The following is a 26028-nucleotide window of genomic DNA, read 5'->3' as shown; positions in this document are numbered from 1 at the left end:
GATGACGATGCAAGCCGCCGATGTCCTGGCCCTGACCGATGCCGTTCGCGCGATCGAGCGGCCCAGCGTGGGCGCGCGCATCGCCAGTGTCGTGGGCTCGCCGATCGAGCGCGTGGTGGGAATGCTTCCGGCGCGCGCCACGTCGGTGATCTCGGCGGCCGCGCGCAAGGCCATCCACGGCGCGCTCGAGCTGTCGCTGCGCACGCTGTCGACCGGCGGCCCGCTGGCGCGCGGCGCGCCGAAGCCGGCGTCCAACGGCTGGCACAAGGTGGCCAGCGCGGCCAGCGGCGCGGTGGGCGGCGCGTTCGGGCTCGCGGCGCTGGCGGTCGAACTGCCGGTGTCGACGACGATCATGATGCGCTCGATCGGCGACGTCGCGCGCGGCGAGGGTGCGGACCTCGCCGACCGCCAGACCCAGCTCGAATGCGTGATGGTGCTGGCGCTCGGCGGCGATTCGAAGCGCGACGACGCGGCCGAGGTCGGCTACTTCGCGGTGCGCGAGGCGATGACACGCGCCGTCTCCAGCGCGGCGTCGCACCTGGCGCGCCACGGGCTGGCGAAGGAGGGCGCGCCGGCGCTGATCCGGCTCATCACGCTGATCGCCGAGCACTACTCCGTCAACGTCACCGAGAAGGCGGCGGCACAGCTGGTGCCGCTGATCGGCGCGGTGGGCGGCGCGACGATCAACACGATCTTCATCGACCACTTCCAGTCGGTGGCGCGCGGCCACTTCGCGGTGCGCCGGCTCGAGCGCAAGTACGGCGAGTCGGCGGTGCGCGAGAAGTACCGCGAGCTCGTGGCGCAGATGGCCTGAGCGCGTCGCCGTATATTGCGGGCTCCTCGTCGGCCGGGATCCTGCATGAAGCTGAAGCCTTCCCTCGTTCGCCAGCGCGACGTCGCCATCGTCGCCTTGCTGATCGCGTGCGGACTGTCGCCGGGGCTGGCCGCCGTGCGCTCGCCGTGCACGGTGCGCCCGGCCGGCGGCGGCGTCGCGTCGCAGCACGCCGACGCGCTCTCCGTGAGCCTGGACGCCGCGAGCCCGATCGCTCTTGCCAACTGGGACGCGGGCCGCTGGCAGCGCCACCGCGTCTGGATCGCGCTCGAGGCGAGCAACAACGGCGACGCCGCGACGCAGGTGCTCCCGCAGATGGTGGTCGACGCGCGCGCCGACGGCGGCGCGGCGGCGGTGTTGTCCGGCGTTCCGATGGCCGTCGCGCCGCACGCGCGCGCGACGCAGCGCCTGGCGATCTACGTGGCCGACGATGCGAAGACGCTGGGCGTGCGCATGCTCGTCTCGACGCCGGCGCAGCCGGTGGGCGTGACGTTCGCGCTCGAATGCTCGGACTCGCGCTTCGACATCGGCGAATTCGCCCCGGCCGTCGCGCCCGCGCTCGACGAGGCCGTGAAGACCTGGTTCAACAACTTCGCCGACCCCTTGCCGGATGCGAACGCGGCGGTCGAGGCCGTGCGCGTGCTCGCCAGCGGCGCGCAGGACGCGGGCGACGTCGTGTGGACGATGCGCGGGCTGATGCAGACCGTGCGCGACGACCACGGCTTCGCGTTCGCCCCCGGCGAGGCGGTGCCCGCGCGGCGCACGCTGGCCACGCGCGCGCCCGAGTTCGAGTGGCGCGCCGACGGCACCGCCATCGTCCGCCTGCATGCGGTGGAGACGACCGCCGACGCCGGCGCGCTCGCGTGGGCGGCGCGGCTGCACGACGGCATCTCGGACCTGGCCGCGCGCCATCCGCGCGCCTGGATCATCGACCTGCGCGACCACGACGGCGACAGCCCGTGGGCGTCGCTTGCGGGCCTGTCGACGCTGCTCGATGGCCCCGCGGTGGGTGCGTACGTGGGACGTCACGAACGGCAGGACTGGATCGTCGATCGCGGCGTCGCACGCATCGCTGGCGAGCCGGCGCTGATCGATCTGCAGTCGCCGCCGGAGCCGAGCTTTCGCGGGCCTGTCGCGGTGTTGATCGGGCCCAACACCCGCAACGCCGGCGAAGATGTAACAGTTGCCTTCCGCGGCCGGGCGCGCACCCGCCTTTTCGGGGCGCCGACCGCCGGATTCCCGATTTTGGGCGTTCGGGTGCATCGGCTGTCCGATGGCACCACCTTGGGCGTCCTGGAGACGCGCGACGCCGACCGGGTGGGGGTGGTCCAGCGTCAGCCCATCGAGCCCGATACCGTCCTGAAGGACGCCGCGCTCCTCGAAGCGACGCCGTCCGCGGCGCTCGAATGGGTCCTCGACGAGCATTCGGGCGGCTCTTCCGTTCGGTAGCGATCGCCGATGGCTCGCGCCGGGAGGCGCGCGCCTTGTCGGCCCGGAAGCCCGCTTATTCGTGAATTAGTTCCAAACCGGAATGAATCGACGGCGCTGACGTTCGCCAGTTTCTGCCGGATCTGCCTGGCATTCTTCCTGATATGTCAATGGAATATGCCCTATCAGAGTTTCTTGCACCCCTAACTCAGGGCCCTCCTGTTTCTTTTTGTTTCCAGTTGGCGACGGTAGAGTGGCCTCGTCGCAGCTCATCCGATGGCTGCACGCAACCCGACCGTGGCGGAAACGCATCACGCTTCCAGCCCGATCCGACCTGACGTCTTTTCTAGAGAAGAGTTGATTTACATGCGAAATATGCAACTTGGCGGACGCGTTCCGCAGGCGTTCTCGGCCCTTTCCCTGGCCGCTGCGCTGGCACTCGGGGTGGCCGCGCCGCAGGCCATGGCCGTCGTGATTCCGAAGGTCGCACCGGTCGACATGGGCCTGGCTTCGCCGACGCAGGTGCGCACCCTGTCCCTCGGCCTGACGCCCCGCAATTCCGACGCCCTCGACGCGCTGGTCGAAAGCGTGGCCGATCCCAAGAGCCCGAATTTCCGCCAGTTCATCACCTCTGCCGGCTTTGCCGCGCAATTCGGCCAGACGCCCGCTGTCGTGGCTCAAGTGGTTGCCTACCTGCAATCGCAGGGCTTCACGGTGACGAACGTCCACGCGAACAACCTGCTGATCACGTTCAAGGGCACCAATGCCCAGATCGCGGCGACGTTCGGCACGCAGATCCACAACTACACGCAGGCCGGCGCCGCCTTCCAGGCTCCCGCCACCGCGGCCGTGATGCCCGCGCAGATCGCCGGCGTGACCGCCGGCATCGGCGGCATGGGCAACCGCGCCCGCCCGATGTCCTATGCGCACACCGCGCCCATGACCGGCCCGCTGGCCGGCGACACGATGACGCCCGCCGTCACCGCGGTTCCCGCCGGCGCGGGCAACCCCGTCGGCGCCTGGACCGTGAAGGATCTCGCGGCGAAGTACAACGTCAACCCGCTGTACGCCAAGGGCCTGACCGGCGCGGGCAAGACGATCGGCATCGCCACTCTCGCGACCTATTCCCAGTCTGATGCCTACGCCTACTGGGCGGCTCTCGGCCTGAGCGTCGATCCGGCCCGCATCACCGACATCGTCGTCGATCCGGCCGACGGCGCACCCGGAACGGACGGCGACGACGAGACCACGCTCGACGTCGAGCAGTCGGGCGGCCTCGCCCCCGGCGCCAAGATGCGCGTCTACATCGGCCCGAACGCCGGCAACGGCTTCCTCGAGACCTTCGCCACGGCGATCGACGAGGACCAGGTCGACGTGCTGTCGGCCAGCTGGGGCAGCCCGGAAATCTTCTACGACGGCGACCCGACGCTGGTGCTGATGCACAACACGTTCAAGCAGGCGGCAGTGCAGGGCATCCCGGTCATCGCCGCCTCCGGCGATTCGGGCGCCTACGACATCAACCGCAACGTGCCGTACCCCGACTGCTCGACGCTGCTGACGGTCGACTACCCGGCCGCCGACCCGTACGTGCTGGCCGCGGGCGGCACCTCGCTGCCCAACGTGTCCGCGCACAAGCACGGCACCGTGGCGCAGCCGTACGAGCGCCCCTGGGGCGGCGACTACCTGAAGGACTACATCACGCAGTGGTACGGCCTCGGCCTCTACTATTCGACCTACCTGCCCGAAGGCGGCGGCGGCGGCGTGAGCGTGCGCTTCGCGCGCCCGAGCTACCAGGCCAGCCTGACGGGCGTGCAGAATTCCGCGACGGCCCAGTCCCTGCTGTGCGATGGCGCGGTCACCGGCGCCGGCTACCAGGACCTGTGGGACCTGGCGCCGAACTACGCCGGCCGCAACCTGCCCGACGTCGCGCTCAATGCCGACCCGGCCAGCGGCTACGTCCTGCTGTACAAGGGCGCGGCCCAGGGCGGATGGGGCGGCACGAGCTTCGTCGCGCCGCAGCTCAATGGCCTGCTGACGCTGATCAGCCAGGACATCGCTCCGACCGCCGGCAACCCGAAGGGCCGCATGGGCCGCCCGATGCCGAAGATGTATGCCGCCTTCAAGGCGCAGGGCTACACGGCGGGCTCGCCGTTCCTGCCGATCACTGTGGGCGACAACGACTACTACAAGGCGGCCCCGAACTACAACCCGGCCTCGGGCCTGGGCTCGGTGGACTTCACGGCGCTCGACGCGGCCCTCACCAAGTAACCGGATCGCCGGCGGCGCGTCGACCCGGCGCGCCGCCCTTCCAGCACTTCATTTTTTAACGGATCGAATTCACATGACCTCCTTCAAGAAGCTGGCCCTCGCCACGGCCTTCGCCGCCTTCGCAGTCACGGGAGCCCAAGCGGCCGAGGAAGACACGCTCTTCCTGCTCTCGCCCACCACCGAGGGCACGGCGGGTATCTCCACCGAGACCTACCTGATCGACAGCCTCGGCAAGGACATCGGCGGCCTCGTGTCGACGCGCACGTCCGGCGACACGTTCTACGACGACTACCTGCTGGAGATCAACGACGCGCAGTCCGTGTCTTTCTACGTCTCGAGCAACACCGTCAAGGTGGGACGCGCCTTCGTTCCCGGCATCAAGTCGTTCTCGGGCTTCGTGCTGACCGACCTGACCGGTGCGACCCATTTCAATCCGCTCGATTCCGAAGTCGATGCGGGCTTCCTCAGCGGCGACTGGATGCTGGGCAGCGGTACCTACGACCTGGAGATCACGGGCACTCTGGGCGCGAACGGCGGCGGGTACTCCGGTGAACTGGACACGGCCCCCGTGCCGGAACCTACCGGCTGGGCCCTGATGATGGCCGGCCTCGGCGCCATGGGCATGCTGGCTCGCCGCCGCCAGAACCAGGGCTGACGCGCCCGGGCGACGATGCGCCGAGGCGCATCGGGCGCAAGACAGCAAGGCCGCGACACGTCGCGGCCTTTTTTCATGGGCGTGCGGCCTCAGTGCTGCGCGGGTGGACTGTGCGGGTCGGCACAGGGGTCGGCATCGTCGATGGTGTGGCGCGCCTTGCTCGTGACGCGATGGGTGGCCAACGACGGCGCGGGCCGCCCGGGGCAGGCACTCGACGCCGCCGCCGAGGCGGCGCTGGCGGCGCTCGCCGCAGCGGCATGGCCGTCCGGCGGCATCGCCAGGGCGTTGACGGATGTGGCGGCCAGCGCGAGGGCGAACAGGCAGGCGTGACGTTTCAAGCGGATCTCCGGGCGTGGACGTGCAGTGTCGACGATGCGCGTTCGACCCTTGCGCGGCGGCGGAGTTCAGCGGCCAGGGCGCTTGACGGCGAGGCGAGGCCGCCCTATATTCATCCAAATGGTTGAATATTGAAATGCTCGACGACATCCTGCTGGCCCTCGCCGATCCGACGCGCCGCGCGATCCTCGATCGGCTGGTGGCCGGGGAGGCGCGTGTCACCGACGTCGCCGCGCCGTTTGCCATGTCCCTCAACGCCGTCTCCAAGCACATCCAGGTGCTGGAACGTGCCGACCTGATCGTGCGGCGCCGGGCGGGACGCGAGCACCTGCTCTCGCGCAACCCGCGCGGGCTCGAGGAAGCCGCCGCCTGGATGGCAGCCCAACACCTCAAGTGGAACAACGCCTTCGACCGCCTGGCCAAGGCCCTGGAGAACGAACCATGACGACATCCGACGCCGCTGCCGGCATCCTGATCACGCGCGTGTTCGACGCCTCGCCGGACAAGGTCTGGCGCTTCTGGACCAGCGAGGCCGGCCTGGCGCAGTGGTGGGGCCCGGTCGGGTTCGCCTCGCGCGTGCACGCGCTCGACGTGCGCGCGGGCGGCGGCTTCGACATCGTCATGCGGGCCACCGCGCCCGAGGTGGTCGCTTACCTCGAGGGCCACGGCATCCCGCTGGAATCCCACGCCCGCGGCAGCTACACCGAGGTCGACCCGCCACGGCGCCTGGCCTGGCGCGGCCACGTCGACTTCGTGCCCGGCGTCGCGCCCTACGAGGTGCTGGCCTCGATGGACCTGCGTGCGGTCTCCGACAGCGCCACCGAGATGACGTTCCGCAGCGAGCGCATGCACGACGCGATGTGGACGCGCAACGCCGAAGCCGGCTGGACGCAGCAGATCGACCGTCTTGTCGGACAGCTGGCGCAAGCGGCGCGATCGGCCTGACGTGGAGTTCCGCCGCAAGCAGCTCCTCGTGGTGGCGCAGTCGGCAGCCGCGGCGATGGTCGTCGTCGCGATCGGGTGGCATGCCAGCTCGCTGTTCGCGGCGACGGTGCCGCCGGCCGACGATCTCGCGACCCGCCTGGCCTTCGCCGTGCGCTGGCTGCTCGCGCCCGGCTGCACGCTGCTCGCGGGCGTGCAGGTCGCGGCGGGCCGCGGCTTGCATCCCGACGCCATCGACGGCACGCCCACGCCGAAGAGCCACGCCCTCGAGATCGCGCTGCGCTACAACCGCAATACGGTCGAACAGACGCTGCTGGCCGCGATCGCCTGGCTCGGGCTGGCCGTGAGCGCGCCGCACGCGGCACTCGCGTTCGTCCCGGCGATGGCGGCCCTGTTCGTCGTCGGGCGCGTCGCGTTCTGGATCGGCTACCTGGTCTATCCGATCGCGCGGGCGTTCGGCATGGCGCTCACCGCGCTGCCGACCATCGCGGCCGACGCCTGGCTCGTGGCGCACTGGCTCGGAGCGCACGCCGGCTGAGGCGCACTGGATTCTAGGAATGGCCGTCGCGGCCCGACGCCGACAGAATGCGCCGCATGCGACGCTTCATCCTCCTGACCCTGACATCGTTGACCTGTGCCGCCGCCGCGGCCGGCGAGGCTGCGAAGCGCGCGCCGTTCGATCCGCCCGACGCCGCGGCGATCCCGGCGAGCGCGCTCGGCGACTCGATCCGCCTCGGCCAGCACGTGCTCACGCAGACGCAGGTCTACGCCAAGGCCTGGGTCGGCAACGGCCTGAACTGCACCTCGTGCCACCTGAACGCGGGCCGCACGCCCAACGCGGCACCCTGGGTCGGCATCTACGGCGTGTTCCCGGAATACCGCAGCCGCAGCGGCAGCGTCAACAGCCTGCAGGATCGCGTCAACGACTGCTTCATCCGCTCGATGAACGGCAAGCCGCTGCCGAACAACAGTCCCGAGATGGAGGGCATCGTGGCCTACATGGCGTGGCTGTCGAAGGGCGTGCCCACGGGCGTCGACGTCGAGGGCCGCGGCTTCCGCCGCATCGTCTCCGCGCACGTGCCGGACGAGGCGCACGGCAAGCAGGTCTTCGCCGACAAGTGCGTGGCGTGCCACGGCCCCGACGGCCAGGGCCTGCCCGCGGCGGACGGCGGCTACGCGTTTCCGGCGCTGTGGGGTCCGAAGTCCTTCAACATCGGCGCCGGCATGGCCCGACTGGGCAACGCCTCGGCCTTCGTGCGCTGGAACATGCCGTTGGGGCAGGGCGGAATCTTGAGCGACGAGGAGGCGCTGGACGTCGCCGCCTACTTCACGCGCCAGCCGCGGCCGGACTTCGCGGACAAGGGCAAGGATTGGCCGAAGGGCGACAAGCCGTCGGATTCGCGATACTGAAGTCGGATGCCGCGGTTGCCAGCGTCGTGCATCACGCTCAGTGGGACGGCGCCGCCGCCCCGAGAAATTCGCGCATGACGGAGAGGAACTCCGACCACGCCGGCTCGCTTTTCAGCAGCACGTGATTCTCGCTGTCCAGGCTGACGAAGCGGCTGCCCGGAATGCGTGCTGCGAGCCGTTCGCCGCAGGGGAACGGAACGACGTGGTCCCGGGTGGCATGCGCGACGAGCGTCGGCACGGTCACCCGCGCGAGCATGTCCTCCACGTCGATCATGGACAGCGCACGCTGCAGTCGCTCGGCGTTCGCCGGGGACGTCGAGATCCGCTGCAACTCCGTCCACCACGCGATCTGCTCCGACGAGCCGCCCGGGATGTAGAGGTTGGCGAAGATCTGCCGGAAGGCGGACATGTCGCTGCCCCATCCCGTGCGGGTCAGCGTGACCATCGCCTCGCGCCGGGCGAGTTCCTCTCCGCGACAGCGCACGGCCCATCCCTGCGAATAGCCTCCGAGCAGCACCATCCGCCTGACGCGGCCGGGGTGGCGCAGCGAATAGGCGATCGCGACGGAGGCGCCTTGCGAGAGCCCCAGCAGGTCGAACTGCTGCACGCCGGAGGCGTCCACGACGGCCTCGAAATCGTCGACCATCGCCTCGAACGAGAGATCGTGGACGTCCCAGTCGGACAGGCCGTTGCCGCGCTCGTCGTAGCGGATGAGGGTGTTGTGCCGCGTCAGCTCGAGCAGCCAGTGCCGCCAGACCGGGCTCTGCCAATCGAACTCCAGATGGTTCAGCCAGTTCGCCGTCTTGACGAGCGGAAACCCGTGCCCGACGCGCGACCACGCCAGCTGCGTCCCGTCCTTCGCCCCGCAATGCTGGACTTGCTGCCTGGGCAACTCTCGAAGCGTGTCGGCGGCCCGCTGCCGGCCCCACCGCGCCGGCGGCTCGCCGTAGCGACGGCGGAAGGCTCGATTGAACGCGGCCTCGCTGCCGAAACCGACGGCATAGGCCACCTCGGAGGCCGTATGCCGGCCTTGCTCGAGCATCTGCGCCGCCATCCGGAGCCGCCAGTCCACGCAATAGCGCATGGGCGACTGGCCGAGCGCCGAGTCGAAGCGCTGGGCGAGCACCGTGCGCGAAAGACCCGCGCAGCGGGCAAGTTGCTCGATGGTGAGCTCGTCCGCGTACTGGCGGTGGATCAGTTCCAGCGCCCGCTTGACGGCAGCATCCGTGACGACCTCCGGCATGTTCTCTCCCGGCCGACCTCGCGCACGAGACTAGCAGCAATCCGGCGTTTGGATCAAGAATCACGGTTGGAGGATCAAGCGCCCGCGACGCGCGCGGCCTATCTTCGCCTCACGATGTTCAACATGGAGGCGAATCATGAAGGCACTCGATCCTGAAGCGCTCAACGCGCTCGTCGGCAAGATGCTGGGCGACCTCGGCGGCGCGTTCAGCGTGCCCACGGTACGAATCGGCTATCGGCTCGGGCTTTTCCATTCCTTGCATATGGACGGAAGTGCGACCGCCGCGCAGCTCGCCAAGAGGCTGGGCCTCGCGGAACGCTACGTCCGCGAATGGGCGCTCGCGCAGGCGGCCAACGGCTACATCACGTTCGACGAGGCCAGCGGGCAGTTCGGCCTGAGCGCCGAGCAGGCGATGGTGTTCGCGGCCGAGGACAGCCCGGTCTACCTGCGCGGCGCCTTCGACCTCGTGGCGGCGATGATCGAAGGCGAGCCGAAGGTGGAGCACGGCTTCCGGACCGGTGCCGGGGTCGTCTGGGGCGAGAGCGCGGGCTGCCTGTTCTGCGCGGTGGGCGCCTTCTTCCGGCCCGGCTACGTCAACAGCATCGTGCAGGCGTGGCTGCCGGCCATCGAGGGCCTGGTCGCCCGGCTCGATGCGGGCGCCAAGGTCGCGGACATCGGTTGCGGCGTCGGCTTCTCGACCTTGCTGATGGCGCAGGCCTTCCCCAACAGCCGGTTCATCGGCTACGACTTCCACGCGCCCTCGATCGAACAGGCCAACGCGCACGCGCTCGCGCACGGCGTGCAGGATCGCGTGCGCTTCGAGGTCGCGCCGGCGAAGGCGATCGGCGACCGCGACTTCGACCTCGTCACCATGTTCGACTGCCTGCACGACATGGGCGACCCGCGCGGCTGCGCGAAGCACATGCGCACGCTGCTCAAGGACGACGGCTGCTGGATGCTCGTCGAGCCGATCGCGGGCGACACGCCGCAGATCGGCAACCCCGTCAGCCGCCTCTACTACAACGCGTCGACCATGATCTGCGTGCCGACATCGCTGGCACAGGAAGTGGGCGAGGCGCTCGGTGCGCAGGCCGGCGAGGCGACGTTGACCGCCGTCCTCAGGTCGGGCGGCTTCCGCCACGTGCGCCGCGCAACGGAAGGGCCGTTCAACATGGTGCTCGAGGCCCGGCCCTAGCCTGCGCAGGCCGGGCGGCCACTTGCCTCAGCTCGCGAGGATGTAGTGGCAGCCGGCCTCCTGCGCGCGCAGCGTGGCGAACACGCCGGACGGCTGCAGGATCACGCCCGGCAGCAGGAAGGTCCTGGCCTTCTTCTCGGCCTCGTCGTCGGTCGCGAGCTTGTCGGTCTTCTTCACGAGGTCGACCACCGAGCCGAACGCGCGATGGCACGCGAGCACGATGTTGCCCGCCGCCATGAACTTCGGCAGCGTGCTTTCCGCCGCCGATGGCGACGCATCGGCCGGCGCGCTCGCGATCGGGTTGGCCGTGCGGAATTTTCCCGTCGCCTTGTTCTTGAAGTTGTTCTCCTCGCCGACCTTGTAGGCCTGCCAGAACTCGTCGTTCATCGCCAGCCAGACGCCCTCGCCGCGCACCACGAGCACCGCGCTCATGTCCTCGGGCGGCGTGCCGTAGACCTCCTTGTATTCGGTCTTCCAGTTGATCGCCCTGACCAGCGCGGCGCCGCCGCTGAACTGCGGCGAGTCGAACGTGGCGCGGTGCTTGCGGTTGACGCGCTCGGTCCACGAGGTGTCCCACTTCTCGTCCGCGGCCGGGCTCGTGGCCGGCGCCGGCGTCGCTGAAGCGTCGAGCGAGGCAGCCAGTGCGCTGACGCCCATGGTTCCGAGGAAATTGCGGCGTTGGATCTGCATGAGGGCCTCTCGAGTAGGGGGTGCGCTGGATGCGGGTGCATCGGCGGGCGGGCCGGCCTTTGTATCGTCGTTGGGCGGATCGGGTCAATCCTGACGATTGGCGGAAGCGGTGAGATTCGAACTCACGGGCCCTTTCAGGCCGACGGTTTTCAAGACCGTTGCAATCGACCACTCTGCCACGCTTCCAGGATCGAGGCCGCGATTGTACCGAGGGGACGTGGTCAGCCGGGCTTGCGGGCCTGCGGGCAGGGCACCTGGATCACGTTGCGGCGGCCGCCGTCCACGCGCACGGCGGTGAGCTGGCCGCCCCAGATGCAGCCGGTGTCGATGCACAGCAGGGTCGGGGTGTCGACCAGGCCCAGCTGCGACCAGTGGCCGAAGGCGATCGGGACGTCGCGGGTGAGGCGGTTCGGGTGCGAGAACCAGCGCTGCATCCCGGGCGGCGCCTCGCCGGGCGTGTCCTTCTTCAGCTCGAGTTCGCCGTCGGCGCTGCACAGGCGCATGCGCGTGAGCACGTTGACGATGAAGCGCCAGCGATCCGGGCCCTGCAGTGCCGGATCCCAGCGGCGCGGCTCGTTGCCATACATGGTGGGCAGGAACTCGACGATGTCGGGCGAGCGCAGCAGCGCCTCGATCTCTCCGGCGCAGGCGAGCGTGTCGGCCGCCGACCACTGCGGGATGACGCCGGCGTGCACCAGCAGCCAGCCGCTTGCCTCGGCGGCCATGCGGCGATGGCGCAGCCAGTCGAGCAGGGCGTCGCGATCCTCGTGCGCCAGGATGGGGTCGAGCGTGTCGCCCTTGCCCGGCTTGCGCACGCCGTGCGCGACGGCCAGCAGGTGCAGGTCGTGGTTGCCGAGCAGGCACTGGGCGGCGTCGCCGAGGGCCGCCAGGCGTTGCAGCACGGCCAGTGACTGCGGCCCGCGGTTGACGAGGTCGCCCAGCACGTGGATGCGGTCGCGCGAGGGCGAGAAGTCGATGGCGGCGAGGAGTTGCTCCAGCGGGTCGCAGCAGCCCTGGAGGTCGCCGATCAGATAATCCATGTCCCGATTCTGCTACGCTCACGGGCTTTGGCCCTGCCGCGGCCAAGCATTTCCCTTCGCGGGACGAAACCCCACGCTACCTGCCCTCGATGGACGTCGCCCTTCTCTTTTTCCTGATCGTGCTGAACGCCGCGTTCGCGATGTCGGAAATGGCGTTGACGGCGAGCCGCAAGGCGCGCCTGCAGGTGATGCTCGAGGCCGGCGAGCGCGGCGCCGAGGCCGCGATCGAGCTGCACGACCATCCGACCAAGTTCCTGTCGACGGTGCAGGTGGGCATCACGTCGATCAGCGTGCTCAACGGCATCGTCGGCGACGCCGCGTTCTCGGAGCCGCTGGGCGAATGGCTGCACGCCACGTTCAACCTGAGCGTGCGCCCGGCCCACGTCACCGCCACCGCGCTGGTGGTGCTGATCATCACGGTGGTGACCATCATCTTCGGCGAGCTGGTGCCCAAGCGCATCGGCCAGATGTTTCCCGAGACCGTGGCGAGCGTGCTGGCGCCGACCATGCGCATGCTGTCGGTGGCCACGCGGCCGCTGGTGGTGGTGCTGTCGAAGACGACCGAGGCCATCCTGGGCCTGCTGGGCGTGCGCGGCAACGCCAAGCGCGAGGTGACGGAGGAGGAGATCGCCGCCAGCCTCGAGGAGGGGCTGGACGCTGGCGTGATCGAGGCCCAGGAGCACCAGATGGTGCGCAACGTCTTCCGCCTCGACGACCGCCAGATCGGCTCGATGATGATCCCGCGCGCGGAAATCAGCTGGCTCGACGCCAACGCGCCGATCGCCGACGTGCTCAAGGCCGTCGCCGAGGACGAGTCGCACGCGCGCTATCCGGTCTGCCGCGGCGGGCTCGACGACGTCATCGGCGTCATCACCGCCCAGGGCCTGCTCAAGCCGCTGGCCGAGGGGCGCATGCCGGTGCTCACCGAGGAGCTGGAGCCGCCCGTCTTCGTGCCCGAGACGCTGTCCGGCATGGAACTGCTCGATCACTTCCGCTCGCACGTGGCGCAGCTCGTGTTCGTGGTCGACGAGTACGGTGCGGTGCAGGGCGTGATCACGCTGCGCGACGTGCTGGAGGCCATCACCGGTGAATTCGGCCCCGAATCGGGCGATGATGCGTGGGCCGTGCGCCGCGAGGACGGCAGCTGGCTGATGGACGGCCTGATCCCGGTGCCCGAGATCAAGGACCGCCTCGAAATCAAGGATCTGCCCGAGGAAGACCGCGGGCGCTACAACACCCTGGCAGGCATGATCATGCTGTTGCTGGGACGCCTGCCCCGCACGACCGACACGGTCGAATGGGGCGACTGGCGATTCGAGGTCGTCGACCTCGACGGCAAGCGAGTCGACAAGGTACTCGTGAGCCGGAATACTTCCCCTGGAGAACAACCATGATCGTCACGAACCTGCACAAAGAGCCCATTGCGCTCGACACCGTCCTTCACCGCGACCTGCGCCTGAAGAATGAACTGAACGCGATCCCGCGCCTGGCGCCGTTCACCTCGTTCGTGATCTCGGTGAGCGAGTTCGCCGACGCCGCGATGAACTTCCCGATCCTGTTCGTGCGCGCCGCGCAGGACGCGCTCGGCCGCGACACCGTCACGCCGGTGGCCGTCTTCGGCATGAAGCCGGGCGAGAACCTGTTCGTCACGGCGGACGGGAAGTGGGACGCGAGCTACATCCCCGCGATGCTGCGCGCCTACCCGTTCACGATGGCCCGCATCGAAGGCTCCGACCGCTGGGCCATGGTGTTCGACAACACCTGGGAAGGCATGTCGCGCACCGAGGGCATCTCGCTGTTCAACGACAAGGGCGAGGCGAGCGAGCTGCTCAACAACGTGCACAAGTTCGTGCAGGAGCTCGAGACCGACCTCGAACGCACCCGCCAGTTCTGCGCCGCGCTGCTGGAGATGAAGCTGCTCAAGCCGATGCGCTTCGACGCCACGCTGGCCAACGGCGAGCAGCTGTCGGTCGACGGCTTCATGACGCTGGACGAAGAGGCGGTCGGCAAGCTGTCAGACACGCAGATCGCGCAGATCTACCGCAACGGCATGCTGGGCCTGCTCAACATCCACCTGCTGTCGCTCAACAACATGCGCCGCCTGCTGGACCGCCGCCTCAACCAGGCCGCGGCCGCCGCCAAGGCCTAAGCGGCCGGCTTCCAGCCCAGTCGCGTCGACAATTGCAGCGCCGCCGGCTTCAGCCGCGCGGCGACGGCGCCGTCGACGGCCGAATCGAAGGTCGCGCTGGGCCCGATCGCCGTCAGGCTCAGCACCAGCTGGCCGCGCGCGTCGAACACCGGTACCGACACCGCGCTGACGCCCGGCAACGCGACGCCGTCGATGCAGGCGACGCCGTCGGTGCGCACCTTGGCGATCTCGCGGTCGAAGGCCGTGCCCAGGCCGAAGCGGCCGCCGGCGCGCGCGCGTGACGCGCGCAGGGGCGCGAGACGTGCCTCGTTGTCGAGCGCTTCCTGCACCGCGTCGTGCGGCCCGAACGCCGCGAACAGGCGGCCCGAGGCCGTGTCGGGGATGCTCATCACGGTGCCATGCCGCATCGACACGTGCACCGGCGACGGCGCCTCCGCGATGCGCACCAGCGTCGGGCCGCGATGGCCCCAGACGGCGATCGCCACGGTGTGGCCCGTCTCGCGCGCCAGCTCGTCGATGCGCTCGGTGGCCAGCCGCACCGGGTCGTACTGCTGCAGGCCGATCAGGCCCATCTGCAGCGCCAGCGGGCCGAGGCCGTAGCGGCCGCCTTCGGTCTCGCGCTCGACCAGGCCCAGCTTGATGAAGCTCACCAGATACGGATGCGCCTTGCCGGCGCTCATGTCGGCCGCGGCCGCGAGATCCTTCAGCGCCAGCGGTTGGCCGTGGTGCGCCAGCGCGAGCAGCAGGCGGCCGCCGACCTCGATGCTCTGGATGCCGCGCGGGTCGGAGTCGCGCGCCGGCGGGGTCTTGGGCGGAGGAGTCACGTGGATGGACAGGGCTGGGCGGTGCGGTCTATGATAGCGCCTCGGTTCAACATTGGTGAACTGATTCAACAAGGGTGAAATCGATGACGGGCTCGTCCACGCCAGCCGAAGGCCTGCACGGCGGCTTCGGCAACCACTTCAGCAGCGAGGCCGTGCCCGGCGCGCTGCCGCAGGGCCGCAACAGCCCGCAGCGCGCGCCGTTCGGCCTCTATGCAGAGCTGCTGTCGGGCACGGCGTTCACCGCGCCGCGCCACGCCAACCAGCGCACCTGGCTCTACCGCCGCCAGCCGTCGGTGCGCAGCGGCCCGTACGCGCCGATGGCGCACGCGCTGCTGAAGACGGGCTCGAAGGACGGCGTCGACATCCCGCCCGATCCGCTGCGCTGGCATCCGATCCCGCTGGCCAACGAGTCGCTGGACTTCGTCGACGGCCTGCGCACGATGGTCGTCAACGGCGATCCCGATGCGCAGACCGGCGTCGCGGTGCACCTGTACGGCGCGAGCAGGCCCATGGGCAACCGCGCGTTCGTCGACGTCGACGGCGAGCTGCTGCTGATCCCGCAGGAAGGCGCGTTGCGCGTCACCACCGAGCTGGGCGTGCTGCACGCGGCGCCGGGAGAGATCGTGCTGCTGCCGCGCGGCATGCTGTTCAAGGTCGACCCGGCCGTGCCGGGCGAATCGGTGCGCGGCTACGTCTGCGAGAACTACGGCGCCGCGTTCCGCCTGCCCGAGCTGGGGCCGATCGGCTCGAACGGCCTGGCCAACACGCGCGACTTCCTCGCCCCGCACGCCGCCTACGACGACGGCCCCGCGCAGCCGTGGGAGCTGGTGCGCAAGTTCGGCGGCACGCTGTGGCGCGCGCCGGCGCAGGCCTCGCCGTTCAACGTCGTCGCCTGGCACGGAAACCTCACCCCGTATGTCTACGACACGCGCCGCTTCAACACGATCGGCACGGTCAGCTTCGACCATCCTGATCCGTCGATCTTCACGGTGCTCACGTCGCCGTCCGACACGCCCGGCTGGGCCAACTGCGACTTCGTGATCTTCCCGCCGCGCTGGATGGTGGCCGAGGACACCTTCCGGCCGCCCTGGTACCACCGCAACGTGATGAGCGAATGCATGGGCCTCGTCCACGGCCAGTACGACGCGAAGGAAGAGGGCTTCCGGCCCGGCGGGCTGTCGCTGCACAACAGCATGGTGCCGCACGGCCCCGACGCCGACGCGTTCAACAAGGCCAGCGCCGCCGAGCTCGCGCCGCGCAAGCTGGACAACACGCTGGCCTTCATGGTCGAGAGCCGCTGGCGCCTGCGCCCCACGGCGTTCGCGCTGAACGGCGGCCATCTCGACAAGTCGTACGCCGATTGCTGGGCACCGCTGCAGGACAACTTCAAGGTCTGACATGCTGGATCACACACACGCGCCGGACGCGCAGAGCTGGGTCTCTTGCGCCAATGCAGCGGACACCGACTTCCCGATCCAGAACCTGCCGTTCGGCCGCTTCCGCCGCGCGGGTTCGCACGACGCGGTGCGCGTGGGCGTCGCGATCGGCGACCAGGTGCTGGACCTGCACGCGCTGGGCCAGCTCGACCCGCAGGTCGCCGTGCTGCTCGGCTCGATGGCGCAGGGCGAGCTGAACGGCTTCATGGCGCAGGGCCGCGCCGCGCGCATCGCGCTGCGCCACGCGCTGTTCGAAGGGCTGTCGGCGCAGCCGTCGGGCACCGCCTCGCTGTGGCGCGCAAGAGCCGAATCGCTGCTCGTGCCGCAGGACGAGGCCGAGATGGCGCTGCCGTGCCGCATCGGCGACTACACCGACTTCTACACCGGCATCCACCACGCGACGACGGTGGGCAAGCTGTTTCGGCCCGACAACCCGCTGCTGCCGAACTACAAGTGGGTGCCGATCGGCTACCACGGCCGCAGCTCGTCGATCGGCGTCAGCGGCCAGGCCTTCCCGCGCCCGTGGGGCCAGGTCAAGGGCGAGGGCGACGCGCCGGTGTTCGCACCGTCCAGGCGTCTCGACTACGAGCTCGAACTCGGCTTCTTCGTCGGGCCGCCCAACGCGCCCGGCATGCCGCTGGACATGGCGCAGGCCGAGGCCTCGCTGTTCGGCGCGACGCTGCTCAACGACTGGTCGGCGCGGGACGTGCAGGCCTGGGAATACCAGCCTCTGGGCCCGTTCCTCGCCAAGAACTTCTCGACGACGATCTCGCCCTGGATCGTCACGATGGAGGCGCTCGCGCCGTTCCGCGCGCCGTTCGTGCGCGACGCCGCCGATCCGCAGCCGCTGCCCTATCTCGACTCGGCCACCAACCGCGAGCGTGGCGCGATTGCCATCGGCCTCGAGGTCTGGATCCAGACCCACCAGATGCGCGCACAGGGGCAGTCGGCGGTGCGCGTGTCGGCGAGCTCGTTCGCCGACGCCTACTGGACGCCCGCGCAGCTGCTGGCCCACCACGCGAGCAACGGCTGCAACCTGCAGCCGGGCGACCTGATGGGCAGCGGCACGCAAAGCGGCCCGGCCGCGAACCAGGGCGGCTCGCTGCTGGAGCTGAGCCAGGGCGGCAAGGCGCCGTTCGCGCTGGAGAACGGCGAGACGCGCACGTTCCTGCAGGATGGCGACTGCGTGATCCTGCGCGGCTTCTGCGAGTCGGCGGCCGCGCGGCGCATCGGCTTCGGCGACTGCGCTGGGACGCTCCTGCCGGCGATGGCGCGCGCCTAGCGGGCGTCCGCGCGCGCGGGCGTCACGCGCGACGGCGCGCGCGCCCGCGCCCGATCGCCAGCGCGATCAGCTCGAGCACCAGCCGCACCGCCAGGATCAGCAGCACCAGCATCGTCCACAAGGTGTTGACGTAGTACCAGCCGGGCATGTCGGTGACGGTCGTCAGGATGCAGAAGGTCGCCAGCGCCACGAACAGCGCGCCGGCGGCGAAGGTGCGCACGAGCGGGCTCCATCGCGTCATCCGGAGCAGCAGCCAGAACAGCGCGAACGCCTCGGCGCCGATCACGACCGACTCGAACGCGACGCCGCGCCATTCGTAGGGCAAGGCCGCGCGATCGACATGGGGAGCGACCAGTCCGTGCGAACTTCCACCGCGCGCGGCCAGGGCGACGCCCAGCAGCCACAGCAAGGTGACGGCGAGCGCGCCGCGTCGCTTCGTGTCCATCGCCGTCAGTGCACCGGCGACAGGCCGGACGGGGCCGCCGTGGCGCGGCGCCGCGTCGCGCCCGCCACCAGAGCGAACACCACGATGCCGATGACGCCGCACCATGCGTCCGTCCACAGCATGCCGTTGGTACCCCACCGCGTATTGGCCGCGCCGTCGACGAAGGTCATCACCATGATGGGCGTGTTGGACACGGCCGACATGAAGCTGAACTTGGTGGCGGCGGCGGTCTGGCCGATGGCCTCCAGCACCACCGCGCAGTACGCGGCGTAGCACAGGCCGACGACGAAGGCGTAGGCCGACGTCCAGAAGACGTACTGGCTGGACGTGCGCGGGCACAGCGCCATCCCCACGGCGACGACCGCGAGCCCGAAGCCGAACAGGCTGTAGGCGACCTTGCGGTCGATGCGATCGCAGATCCAGCCGCCGGCCAGGCAGCCGAATGCGGAGATCACGCCGCTCATCGCGCCGGTGACGAAGGCGACGACGTCGGCCGACGCGTGCCATTCGCCGGCGATCGGCGACCACAGGTTCTGCGCGGCGCCGCTGCCGATCGGCAGCAGGCAGATCATCAGCGCGAGGATGCCGATGCGCGAACGCAGCAGCTCCCACAAGTCGCTGCCGATCGCCTTCAGGTTGGCGGCGACGCCCAGGTGGCCGGCGGCCTCGACGTGGCCTTCGACCTTCAGCAGCGGCCTGGTGTCGTCGACCCAGCGCAGCGCGAGGCAGCACAGCGCGCACACCAGTCCCAGCACCGCGCCGGACTGCGATTCGTTCAGGCCGCAGCTCTCGACCAGCCACAGCGCCAGGCCGCCGCCCAGCCCCTGCCCGCCGAGGTTGCCGGCCTGCGACCAGCCGCCGGCGCTGCCGCGCTTGTCGTCGGGGATCGTGGCGGCCATCAGGCTCTCGACAGCCATCGCGAGCAGCGTCGACATGAACGTGCTCATCGCCAGCGCTGCGTTGATGAGCACCAGCGACGGATGCTGCCCCGTGGCCGCGCGTCCGGCCAGCCACAGCCCGAGGCCGCACAGGAGCGTCGAGCCGACGTACCAGATCTTGCGCGTGAGCAGCGTGTCGACCAGCGGTGCCCAGACCCACCTGAAGAGCAGGCAGATGTAGCTCAGGCCGACCAGGATCGCGATGTCGCCGGTGTCGATGCCCTTCTTCTTGAGCTCGTAGGCGAGCGCCACCGTGAGGAATCCCGGCACCGCGCCGAACGGGATGAACAGCACGAGGAACAGGAACGGGTGGGTGGCCTTGTGGGCGGCTGCCGAGGGCGCCGCGGAATCAGAGGACATTTCGGATCCAGGGAAACGGTGGTCCGATTGTCCCCGTTCGGTCTGGCGCGACTCCCGAGGGTTAGCGAGCGCCCGCGGCGCGCGGGTCGCAGGCAGCGCGGCGACAATGCCCGCATGACCGGCCCGCAACGCATCGTCTGCCTCACCGAGGAAACCACCGAGTGGCTCTACCTGCTCGGCGAGGAACACCGCATCGTCGGCATCTCCGGCTACACCGTGCGGCCGCGCCGTGCGCGCGAGGAGAAGCCGCGCGTGTCGGCCTTCCTCGACGGCAAGATCGACAAGATCGTCGCGCTCGAGCCCGACCTGGTGATCGGCTTCTCCGACATGCAGGCCGCGCTCGCCGACAAGCTGATCCGCGCCGGCCTGAACGTGTTCATCACCAACCAGCGCAGCGTCGCCGAGATCTTCGCCACGCTGCGGCTGGTCGCCGGCCTGGTGCAGGCGAGCGATTGCGCGGAGGCGTGGATCGCCGCCTGCCAGGCGCGCCACGCCGAGATCGCGGCGGCGTCGGCCGCGTGGCCGCGCCGTCCGCGCGTCTACTTCGAGGAGTGGGACGATCCGATGATCAGCGCGATCCGCTGGGTGTCGGAGCTGATCGTGATTGCGGGCGGTGTCGACGTCTTCGCCGAACTCGGCCTGATGGCCGGCGGCAAGGATCGCGTCGTGCACGACCTCGCCGAGCCGCCGCGCCGCGCGCCCGACCTGATCGTCGGCAGCTGGTGCGGCAAGAAGTTTCGCGGCGCCAACGTGGCGGCGCGCGCGGGCTGGCAGGACGTGCCGGCCGTGGCCGGCGGCGAGCTGCACGAGATCAAGTCCTGCGACATCCTGCAGCCCGGGCCGGCCGCGTTGACGGACGGCCTCGAGCAGCTGCACCGCCTGTGCGCCGGGTGGGCGGCGCGGCGGGGCGGCTGACACCCGCGAGCCCGGCGCGCGAGGCTCGCGCAGGCTGCGTCGCTCGCACGCTTCAATTCATCGCCAGCGGCGCCTTGCGCAACGGCCGCGGGAACCGCCGATCGATCGCCTGCAACTCGGCATCGCTCAGCACGATGTCGACGGCCGCGAGGTTCTCGCGCAGGTGCGCCGCGCCCGTCGCCTTCGGGATCGCGATCACGCCGGGATGCGCAAGGATGGCCGCCAGCGCCACCTGCACCGCTGTCAGGCCGCGCGATGCGGCAATGTCTCCAAGCACCGGGTCCTCCGCCGCGCGGCCCTGGTCGATCGGGCTGTAGGCCATCAACGGCATGCCGCACGCTCGCAGCCACGGCAGCAGGGCGAACTCCGGATCGCGTTCGCCCAGCGAGTACCAGACCTGGTTCAAGGCGCAGTCCTTGCTGATCGCGGCCAGTTCCTCCATGTCGTCGACGTCGAAGTTGCTGACGCCCCAGCGCCGGACGTGGCCCGCCGCGGCCAGCGCCTGCATCGCATCGACGGTCTCGGCCAGCGGATATTGGCCGCGCCAGTGCAGCAGGTAGACGTCGATGTGGTCGAGGTCCAGGCGCTGCCGGCTGCGGTCGCAGGCGGCCCGGGTGCCGGCGCGGCTCGCGTTGTGCGGATAGACCTTGCTCACCACGACCACCTCGTCGCGGCGCACGTCGCCCGCGCGGATGGCGTCGTTCAGCGCGGTGCCCACGACCTCCTCGGCGCCGCCCTCGCCGTACATCTCGGCGGTGTCGATGAGCCGATAGCCCAGCTCGAGCGCGGTGCGGACGGAGGCGATCTCCGCACGGCGCGCGGCACGCGATTCGCCGAAGCGCCAGGTGCCCAGGCCGAGCACGGGCAGGGACAGCGGCGTCGCGCCGCGCGGCAGCGGAAGGTGGCGCATGGATCGTCCTCCAAAAGGCAAGGCGCCGATTCTGCGCCGCCTGTTGACGGGGAATTCGAATAGATCTTAAGATATGTCTTACGACACTATCGAAAGACATGATCATGAACCCGTTCCACGCCTTCTTCTCCGGCCATGGTGGCCATCCTCATCACCGCGGCCGCCACGGCGACCGCCACTGCATGCGTCGCGGCGGGCACGACGGCTTCGGCCGCCACCATGGCGACCGCTCCGACCACGGCCGCGACTTCGACGGCTTCGAACGCGGCCGCAAGTTCGGCTCCGGCGAGCTGCAGCTGCTGATCCTCGCGCTGCTGGCCGAGCGCGCGCGCCACGGCTACGAGCTCATCAAGGAGATCGAGCAGCGCTCGGGCGGCTGGTACGTGCCGAGCCCGGGCATGGTCTATCCGGCGCTGAGCTACCTCGAGGACGCGGGCTACGCGAGCGTCGAGGCGGCAGGCGCGAAGAAGCTGTACACGATCAGCGTGGCGGGCCTGGCCTGGCTGGACGAGCAGCGCGCGTCCGTCGAGGCGCTGTGGACGCAGCTCGCCCGCTTCGCCGAGCGCATGGGACACGTGCGCGAGGAAGCTCGCTTCGCGCGCGACGTCGGCGAAGGCCGCTCCGAGCTGCACGCCGCGATGCACGAGCTGCGCGACGCGCTGCGCGCGCAGCACGGCGCCTCGCCGGAGGCGGTCGCGCGCGTCGTCGCGATCGTGCGCCGCGCCGCCGCGCAGGTGCGGGGCGAGGCATGACGGCTCCGCCGGCGACGCCGGCCTTCGCGGCGCTGCGCATCCGCGGCTACCGCGCCCACTTCACGACGTACCTGCTGGCGATGATGGCCGACAACATCGAGCACGTCATCAGCTACTGGATGTGCTGGCAGAAGTTCCACTCGCCGGCGCTCGGCGGCTTCGCGGTGGTCTCGCACTGGCTGCCGTTCCTGCTGTTCGCGGTGCCCGCGGGCGCGCTCGCCGACCGCTTCGACCCGCGCCGGCTGATCCAGGTCGGCATGGCGCTGTTCATCACGGCGTCGCTCGGCTGGGGCCTGTTCTTCCTCACCGACACGCTGCAGATGTGGCATGCGATGCTGCTGCTGGTGCTGCACGGCTGCGCGGGCGTGCTGTGGCAGACGTCGAGCCAGATGCTGCTGCACGACATCGTGCCCAAGGACACGCTGCAGAGCGCCGTCCGCCTCAACGCCACCGCGCGCAGTCTCGGCGTGCTGGTCGGCCCGGCGGTCGGCGGCCTGCTGATGCTCGTGCTGGGGCCGACGCGCGGCATCTTTGTCAACGCGGCGTTCTACCTGCCGCTGCTGCTGTGGCTGGTGAACGCGCCGTACGGGCCGCGCTTCCGCAGCGACCACAAGCCCAGCCCGCGCGCCGTGCGCGGCTTCGCCGACATCACGCAGACCTTGCGCGACATCGCTCCCGACCCGCTGCTCACCGGCATGCTGGCGCTGGCCGGCGCCGCGTCGTTCTTCATCGGCAACAGCTACCAGGCGCAGATGCCCGCGTTCGCGCACGACCTCGGGCACGGCGACCCGGGCGTGTCGTACAGCGCGCTGCTCGGCGCCGACGCGGCCGGCGCGCTGCTGGCGGGCGTGCTGCTGGAAAGCGTCGGCCGGCTCAAGCCCGCGCCGCGCACCGCGATGGCGATCGCGGCGGGCTGGGCCCTGGCGCTCGGCGCCTTCTCGCAGGCCCACGCCTACGGGCTCGCGCTGGCCTTGCTGTTCGCGGCCGGCTTTCTCGAGCTGTCGTTCAGCAGCATGGTGCAGACGCTGGTGCAGTTGAACGCCCCGGCCGCGATCCGCGGCCGCGTGATCGGCCTGTTCAACATGGCCTCGCTCGGCATGCGCACCTTCAGCGGCGTGATCGTCGGCGTGATCGGCAGCGCCATCGGCGTGCATGGCTCGATGCTGGTGGCCGCGGCGCTGATGTGCACGACGGCACTGACCTTGCGCACGCGCGCCGCGCGGTCGGCGGCCGCGTGAGCGTCAAGGCTCAGGGCTTCCAGCCCTTTGCCTTGGCTGCGGCCTCGGCAGTCGCGTCCAGCGTGTCGCCGTCGCGCATCGCGTCGATGGCCTGCAGCAGCGCCGGACTCAGCGGGCTGGCGGCCGTGCGGTAGGCGCCGGCCTCGCCCTCGCGCGCGTTGGTCGCGTGCTCGAGGTGAGCCACCACCCAGCCGTCGCGCTGCTTGCAGGCGATGCCCGACGACGCGCTGTCCAGCGTGAACGTGCGGCAATAGTCCTTCGCGTGGTCGCGGAAGGTCAGGCCGACGCCGACCTTCGCGTTCGGGTCGAGCACGGTGCCGGCGACGTCCTGCTCCAGCGCGTCGCGCAGCGCGCCCTGCGCGGTGATCGCGCCGTCGGCGGCCACGTTGAGCGCCAGCTGATCGCCGCCACTCGCGGGATGCGGCGCGAACACGCGCGTGCCGAAGAGGACTCCCAGCACCAGGCAGGCGGCCATCGCGGCGAACTGCGGCCAGGCCCAGCGTCGTGCGTGCGGCAGGGTGGCGCGGTGGGCGTCGTTGATGGCCGTGGGCAAGGTGTCGTTGGCCGCCACGGGCGCGGGTTCGGACACCGCGAGCAGGTCGAGCAGCGCCGCCGGCACGGGCTCGTCGAGCGCGGGCGCGTAGGCCGACTGCAGCCTCGCGCGCAGCGCGCGCTCGCGCCCGACCGCGCCCGCGAGCGCGGGCTCGTGCGCGAGGCGCTGCTCGAATGCGGCGTGCTCGCCGGTCGGCAGTTCGCCGTCGACATAGGCCATCGCGAGGAGGCGGTCGTCTTCGGTCAGGTCGCTCATGGCGTCAGGTCTCCATCGCCCAGCATCGCCTGCAGTGCGTCGCGGCCGCGCGCGAGGCGGCTGGTCAGCGTGCCCATCGGGATGTCCAGCACTTCGGCAGCCTCCTTGTACGGCAGGCCCTCGACCAGCACCAGGCTCACGGCCATGCGCTGGTCCTCGGGCAGGCGGCCCATCGCCTTCTCGATCGATAGCCGGATGTCGCGGCTGCCGGTCTCGGAGAAGCCGACGTGCTCGCCGGCCTCCTCGGGCGCCAGCACCTCGTCGCGGCGGCCGCGCGCACGCACCTCGTCGATCCACGCGTTCTTCATGATTCGAAACAGCCAGCTGTCCAGTCGGGTTCCATCCTGCCAATGATCGAGGTGCTTCAGCGCACGCTCGACCGCGATCTGCACGAGGTCGTCCGCGTCCTCCCGATGCCGGGTGACGCTGCGGGCGAAACGGCGCAGCCGCGGCAGCAGGGCCGCGATCTCCGCGCGCAACGCAAGGGGCGACAGGCTCATGACATGATGGGAAAACGGCGTGGCAAGGGATTTTCTTCCATCCCTGCGACGTTATCTCCAACATGAGCTTCCGAACTTGCCGATTCCTTGCGCTCGCGGCCGCGTCGGCGTGCGTCGCGACAGCCCACGCGCAACTGCGCTTGCCCTCGCTGGGCTCGACGCTGTCGCCGATCACGCGCACGCCCGCGTTGCAGCGGCTCGACCCGGCCGTCGACGCCGTGCTCGCGCCGGTCGACCTCGCCACCGCGCGCCTGGCGGCCGCGACGCAGCTCGCCCGCGCGCATCGCCGTGACCTCGACCGCGACCCCAAGGGCGAGCTGATCGTGCGCGCCGAGCTGCTGGCGCAGCCGTCGAGCCCCGCGGCGCGCGAGGCGCTGCTCGCCGCCGGCTTCCGGCCGCTGCGCGAGGAGTCGCTCGACGGTCTCGACGACGCGTTCGTCGTCATGAGCGCCCCCTCCGGTCTCGACCTGGCCGACGCGGTCGCGCGGGCGCGGGCGATCGACCCGGCCGGGGCCTACGACTTCCATCACATCTACCTGGGCAGCGGCAGCGCGGGCGCGAGGGGCGCGGCGGCATCGATCGCGGAGCCGGCTTCGCGCGCGAGCGCCGGTCCGCTGCAGGTCGGCCTGATCGACAGCGGCGTCGACGAGGCGCACCCGAGCCTGCGCCATGCCGAGATCCGGCGCCACGGCTGCGAGGACGGCGCGCACCCGGCGCCGCACGGGACGGCGGTGGCGTCGCTGATGGTGGGCTCGGCCGACCACTTCAATTCGGCGCTGCCGCGCGCCGTCCTCTACGCCGGCGACGCCTACTGCGACGCCGCCACCGGCGGCTCGGTGGAGGCGATCGCGCGCGAGCTGGCGTGGCTGGCACGCATGAAGGTGGCGGTCGTCAACATCAGCCTGGTCGGACCTGCTAACCAGATATTGCAGCGGATCGTCGAGCGCGCGGTCGCGCAGGGCATGCTGATCGTCGCGGCGGTGGGCAACGACGGGCCGGCCGCGCCGCCCTTGTATCCGGCGTCGTGGCCCGGCGTCGTGGGCGTGGGTGCCGTCGACGGCAAGCTGCGGCTGCTGCCCGAAGGCGCGCGCGGGCCCCAGGTGATGTTCGTCGCGCCGGGCGCGGACATGGCCGCCGCCGCGAGCGGCACGCGCGCGTTCGCGCCGGTGCGAGGCACCTCGTTCGCGGCGCCCTTCGTCGCCGGCCTGCTGGCGGCCGGCTATCAGGCGGCGACGCCCGAGGGCGCGCGCGCGGCGCTCGCGCGCCTCGCGGCCGGCGCGCGCGACCTGCCGCAGGCACCGCGCGACGGCATCGGCCGCGGGCTGGTCGCCGAGAGCCTGCGCACGCCACTCGACGCCGTCGCGCTCGCGCGCTAGTTACAACTCTTTTCAAGCGCGCCGGAAGAAACCGCGCTCGCCCGGCGTTCTCCCTT

The 26028-nt window shown here is 70.6% G+C and carries 27 protein-coding genes and 1 tRNA gene; 17 read left to right on the top strand and 11 right to left on the bottom strand.

Annotated features, from left to right (window positions below):
- Position 1 precedes the first annotated feature (1 nt).
- The 4 genes from LPC04_RS02500 (at position 2) to LPC04_RS02485 (ending at position 5183) form a co-directional block, all read left to right on the top strand.
- The gene (locus LPC04_RS02500) at positions 2-814 is read left to right on the top strand and encodes an EcsC family protein (protein WP_275680600.1); all 813 of its coding nucleotides are present in this window, start codon (positions 2-4) and stop codon (positions 812-814) included.
- 45 nt (positions 815-859) lie between these two features.
- Positions 860-2281 carry a S41 family peptidase gene (locus tag LPC04_RS02495; RefSeq protein WP_275680599.1) on the top strand — a complete coding sequence of 474 codons (1422 nt, stop codon included), beginning with the start codon at positions 860-862 and terminating at the stop codon, positions 2279-2281.
- A 345-nt stretch (positions 2282-2626) separates the two neighbouring features.
- A complete protein-coding gene (locus LPC04_RS02490) occupies positions 2627-4528 on the top strand; it encodes a S53 family peptidase (protein ID WP_275680598.1) in 1902 nt (633 codons plus the stop codon).
- A gap of 73 nt (positions 4529-4601) precedes the next feature.
- Positions 4602-5183, top strand: coding sequence for an FxDxF family PEP-CTERM protein (locus tag LPC04_RS02485; protein WP_275680597.1), 582 nt, complete (start codon positions 4602-4604; stop codon positions 5181-5183).
- An 89-nt stretch (positions 5184-5272) separates the two neighbouring features.
- Here the strand turns inward: LPC04_RS02485 and LPC04_RS02480 are convergent, their stop codons facing one another.
- A complete protein-coding gene (locus tag LPC04_RS02480) occupies positions 5273-5521 on the bottom strand; it encodes a hypothetical protein (RefSeq protein WP_275680596.1) in 249 nt (82 codons plus the stop codon).
- A gap of 134 nt (positions 5522-5655) precedes the next feature.
- On the opposite strand from LPC04_RS02480, the gene LPC04_RS02475 reads away from it, so the two are divergent.
- The 4 genes from LPC04_RS02475 to LPC04_RS02460 are packed head-to-tail and all read left to right on the top strand — an operon-like array spanning position 5656 to position 7871.
- Positions 5656-5964, top strand: coding sequence for an ArsR/SmtB family transcription factor (locus LPC04_RS02475; protein ID WP_275680595.1), 309 nt, complete (start codon positions 5656-5658; stop codon positions 5962-5964).
- Positions 5961-6464, top strand: a complete 504-nt coding sequence (locus LPC04_RS02470; protein ID WP_275680594.1) for an SRPBCC family protein — start codon at positions 5961-5963, stop codon at positions 6462-6464. The genes LPC04_RS02475 and LPC04_RS02470 overlap by 4 nt, the downstream gene beginning before the upstream one ends.
- A gap of 1 nt (position 6465) precedes the next feature.
- A complete protein-coding gene (locus tag LPC04_RS02465; protein WP_275680593.1) occupies positions 6466-6999 on the top strand; it encodes an MAPEG family protein in 534 nt (177 codons plus the stop codon).
- A gap of 56 nt (positions 7000-7055) precedes the next feature.
- Positions 7056-7871, top strand: a complete 816-nt coding sequence (locus LPC04_RS02460; RefSeq protein ID WP_275680592.1) for a c-type cytochrome — start codon at positions 7056-7058, stop codon at positions 7869-7871.
- A gap of 37 nt (positions 7872-7908) precedes the next feature.
- Here the strand turns inward: LPC04_RS02460 and LPC04_RS02455 are convergent, their stop codons facing one another.
- Positions 7909-9114: an alpha/beta fold hydrolase gene (locus LPC04_RS02455; RefSeq protein WP_275680591.1), complete on the bottom strand. Its 1206-nt coding sequence runs from the start codon at positions 9112-9114 to the stop codon at positions 7909-7911.
- A gap of 136 nt (positions 9115-9250) precedes the next feature.
- Between LPC04_RS02455 and LPC04_RS02450 the strand changes: the two genes are divergently transcribed.
- Entirely contained in the window at positions 9251-10309 is a 1059-nt protein-coding gene (locus tag LPC04_RS02450; RefSeq protein WP_275680590.1) for a class I SAM-dependent methyltransferase, read from the top strand.
- A gap of 27 nt (positions 10310-10336) precedes the next feature.
- Here LPC04_RS02450 and LPC04_RS02445 read toward each other — a convergent pair whose 3' ends face one another.
- The 3 genes from LPC04_RS02445 to LPC04_RS02435 all read right to left on the bottom strand — a co-directional run bounded on the left by LPC04_RS02445 (position 10337) and on the right by LPC04_RS02435 (position 12039).
- Positions 10337-10999: a hypothetical protein gene (locus tag LPC04_RS02445; protein ID WP_275680589.1), complete on the bottom strand. Its 663-nt coding sequence runs from the start codon at positions 10997-10999 to the stop codon at positions 10337-10339.
- A gap of 98 nt (positions 11000-11097) precedes the next feature.
- Positions 11098-11185: transfer RNA gene (locus tag LPC04_RS02440), tRNA-Ser, on the bottom strand.
- Between the two features lie 35 nt (positions 11186-11220).
- Positions 11221-12039, bottom strand: coding sequence for a symmetrical bis(5'-nucleosyl)-tetraphosphatase (locus LPC04_RS02435; RefSeq protein ID WP_275680588.1), 819 nt, complete (start codon positions 12037-12039; stop codon positions 11221-11223).
- Between the two features lie 89 nt (positions 12040-12128).
- Between LPC04_RS02435 and LPC04_RS02430 the strand changes: the two genes are divergently transcribed.
- Positions 12129-13433, top strand: a complete 1305-nt coding sequence (locus tag LPC04_RS02430; protein ID WP_275680587.1) for a hemolysin family protein — start codon at positions 12129-12131, stop codon at positions 13431-13433.
- Positions 13430-14188, top strand: a complete 759-nt coding sequence (locus LPC04_RS02425; protein WP_275680586.1) for a SapC family protein — start codon at positions 13430-13432, stop codon at positions 14186-14188. The genes LPC04_RS02430 and LPC04_RS02425 overlap by 4 nt, the downstream gene beginning before the upstream one ends.
- Here the strand turns inward: LPC04_RS02425 and LPC04_RS02420 are convergent.
- Positions 14185-15012, bottom strand: a complete 828-nt coding sequence (locus LPC04_RS02420; protein WP_275680585.1) for an IclR family transcriptional regulator — start codon at positions 15010-15012, stop codon at positions 14185-14187. The two genes, LPC04_RS02425 and LPC04_RS02420, sit on opposite strands and share 4 nt — an antisense overlap.
- A gap of 83 nt (positions 15013-15095) precedes the next feature.
- Here LPC04_RS02420 and hmgA point away from each other — a divergent pair, with 83 nt between their 5' ends.
- Entirely contained in the window at positions 15096-16409 is a 1314-nt protein-coding gene (hmgA, locus tag LPC04_RS02415; RefSeq protein ID WP_275680584.1) for a homogentisate 1,2-dioxygenase, read from the top strand.
- A gap of 1 nt (position 16410) precedes the next feature.
- Positions 16411-17730, top strand: a complete 1320-nt coding sequence (gene fahA, locus LPC04_RS02410; protein WP_275680583.1) for a fumarylacetoacetase — start codon at positions 16411-16413, stop codon at positions 17728-17730.
- A 22-nt stretch (positions 17731-17752) separates the two neighbouring features.
- On the opposite strand, the gene LPC04_RS02405 is transcribed toward fahA, so the two are convergent.
- Positions 17753-18175: a hypothetical protein gene (locus tag LPC04_RS02405; RefSeq protein WP_275680582.1), complete on the bottom strand. Its 423-nt coding sequence runs from the start codon at positions 18173-18175 to the stop codon at positions 17753-17755.
- Between the two features lie 5 nt (positions 18176-18180).
- Positions 18181-19473: an MFS transporter gene (locus tag LPC04_RS02400; protein ID WP_275680581.1), complete on the bottom strand. Its 1293-nt coding sequence runs from the start codon at positions 19471-19473 to the stop codon at positions 18181-18183.
- 114 nt (positions 19474-19587) lie between these two features.
- On the opposite strand from LPC04_RS02400, the gene LPC04_RS02395 reads away from it, so the two are divergent.
- Positions 19588-20388, top strand: coding sequence for an ABC transporter substrate-binding protein (locus tag LPC04_RS02395; protein ID WP_275680580.1), 801 nt, complete (start codon positions 19588-19590; stop codon positions 20386-20388).
- Positions 20389-20440: 52 nt separating this feature from the next.
- Here LPC04_RS02395 and LPC04_RS02390 read toward each other — a convergent pair whose 3' ends face one another.
- A complete protein-coding gene (locus tag LPC04_RS02390) occupies positions 20441-21298 on the bottom strand; it encodes an aldo/keto reductase (RefSeq protein WP_275680579.1) in 858 nt (285 codons plus the stop codon).
- A gap of 104 nt (positions 21299-21402) precedes the next feature.
- Here LPC04_RS02390 and LPC04_RS02385 point away from each other — a divergent pair, with 104 nt between their 5' ends.
- Positions 21403-22050: a PadR family transcriptional regulator gene (locus tag LPC04_RS02385; protein ID WP_275680578.1), complete on the top strand. Its 648-nt coding sequence runs from the start codon at positions 21403-21405 to the stop codon at positions 22048-22050.
- A complete protein-coding gene (locus tag LPC04_RS02380) occupies positions 22047-23288 on the top strand; it encodes an MFS transporter (protein ID WP_275680577.1) in 1242 nt (413 codons plus the stop codon). The genes LPC04_RS02385 and LPC04_RS02380 overlap by 4 nt, the downstream gene beginning before the upstream one ends.
- Before the next feature lie 10 nt (positions 23289-23298).
- Here LPC04_RS02380 and LPC04_RS02375 read toward each other — a convergent pair whose 3' ends face one another.
- On the bottom strand, positions 23299-24096 hold the full coding sequence (locus LPC04_RS02375) for an anti-sigma factor family protein (RefSeq protein ID WP_275680576.1): 798 nt from the start codon (positions 24094-24096) through the stop codon (positions 23299-23301).
- On the bottom strand, positions 24093-24596 hold the full coding sequence (locus LPC04_RS02370) for an RNA polymerase sigma factor (RefSeq protein ID WP_275680575.1): 504 nt from the start codon (positions 24594-24596) through the stop codon (positions 24093-24095). Before LPC04_RS02370 ends, LPC04_RS02375 begins: the two co-directional genes overlap by 4 nt.
- Positions 24597-24658: 62 nt before the next feature.
- Between LPC04_RS02370 and LPC04_RS02365 the strand changes: the two genes are divergently transcribed.
- Positions 24659-25972: a S8 family serine peptidase gene (locus tag LPC04_RS02365; RefSeq protein ID WP_275680574.1), complete on the top strand. Its 1314-nt coding sequence runs from the start codon at positions 24659-24661 to the stop codon at positions 25970-25972.
- The last annotated feature ends 56 nt before the right edge of the window (positions 25973-26028 follow it).

The organism is Scleromatobacter humisilvae (assembly GCF_023231945.1).
In the GTDB taxonomy this organism is placed as follows: Bacteria; Pseudomonadota; Gammaproteobacteria; order Burkholderiales; family Burkholderiaceae_C; genus Scleromatobacter; species Scleromatobacter humisilvae.
Note: the sequence above shows the minus strand (reverse complement) of the source record. Positions and strands in the feature narration are given on the sequence as shown.